We start from the raw sequence: 1,233 nt of genomic DNA, 5'->3' as shown, positions 1-1,233 counted from the left end.
GCAAGTGCCGAGCGTAGACATTCCGGCCGGCGGCAAGGTGACGTTCGCGCCGATGGCCTATCACGTCATGCTGCTCAACCCGACCGATCGCAGCCAGGTTGGCAGCAGTCGCAGCGGTCGCTTTGCCGAAAGGCAGCAGGTAGTTACGGCCGTAACCGGCCTTAACGTTTACTTTGTCGCCCAGGTTGCCCAGGTTGGCGATTTTTTCCAGAAGGATCAGTTGCATGTGGAAATCCTCTTAACTTTTAACCTTCACCGTTCGCGCTGTCGGTGTCTTTCGACACGTGACGACCGCGAAAATCAATCAGGCTGTCGACAATGGCCAGAACCACGAGCAACGGATAGATCAGCTGCATGAACAGCAACAACGTGACGTACAACCCCACCAGCCAGAAACCGGCCAGTCGCTTCTGCCCGACCAGCCCGTGAATCAGGGCAAGTCCGGCGAACACCAGCGGTACACTGCACAACGGCGTCAACATGGCCATCTGTGCACCGAGATTCGGGCCCAGAAGCATCAACGCCAGCAGTAACATCGCCGGCCCCAGCGGGATTCGGATGGCGCGAAACTCGCGACCAAAACCACCCGGGTTGTACAACAACGCCTGCCAATGACGCCCGACAATCAGGCTCAGCACGCTGACGATCTGCAACAAAGCCGCAATCAGCCCGGTCAGGACCGGTGCAATCAGGGACGCGAAACGCGCTTGCTCATCGACCGACAATTGCTTGTAGGTCTCACCGAGAAGCGCTGGCATGACCTTTATAAGGGCCTGCGCGAGCATCTCGATCTGGGCTGCAAACGCCGCCCCGAGCACCACTGAAAACACCACTCCAATGGCTACGCTGACCAGCAGCGTGCGAACCCAGGACTCACTTGCGCGCAAAACCAACGCAAGCCCCGAAGACCCCAGCAGCACTAAAAGTGCGCGTGGATCATCGGCATACAACCACCAGACCAATGCCGGCAGCAGCCCCAGGGACAGAACGCCAAGGGCGTCCGTCAATCCGCGCCGCAGAAGCACAAGGCTCCCGGCGGCAGCACCCAACCAATACAACAACGGCAATGTTGCACATCCGGCCACCACGAGAGTGGCCTGCATACGGCCTCGCATGATGAACTCAGCTAAGGCACGCATGCATTCAATCCTTTGCTACTTGTCGACTGCCCGGTCTCAGCGGCGGTGGCTGTCGGTGTAGGCCAGCTGTGCAAGGAAGCGGGCGCGATTGATA

The 1,233-nt window shown here is 59.1% G+C and carries 1 protein-coding gene and 1 pseudogene; both read right to left on the bottom strand.

Features of this window, described 5'->3' with window-relative positions:
• Positions 1-88 precede the first annotated feature (88 nt).
• Positions 89-226 (bottom strand): annotated as a pseudogene (gene rplI / locus ACIOWA_RS28050) (50S ribosomal protein L9); the annotation flags it as partial.
• 19 nt (positions 227-245) lie between these two features.
• Positions 246-1,139, bottom strand: a complete 894-nt coding sequence (locus ACIOWA_RS28045) for a hypothetical protein (RefSeq protein WP_339433666.1) — start codon at positions 1,137-1,139, stop codon at positions 246-248.
• Between the last annotated feature and the right edge of the window lie 94 nt (positions 1,140-1,233).

The organism is Pseudomonas sp. NPDC087614 (genome assembly GCF_044743485.1).
Taxonomy (GTDB): Bacteria; Pseudomonadota; Gammaproteobacteria; order Pseudomonadales; family Pseudomonadaceae; genus Aquipseudomonas; species Aquipseudomonas baetica_A.
Note: the sequence above shows the minus strand (reverse complement) of the source record. Positions and strands in the feature narration are given on the sequence as shown.

What these genes read in the sequence shown, in the direction of transcription:
- ACIOWA_RS28045 (WP_339433666.1), bottom strand. Translation starts at nt 1,139, where the DNA reads ATGCGTGCCTTAGCTGAGTTCATCATGCGAGGCCGTATGCAGGCCACT.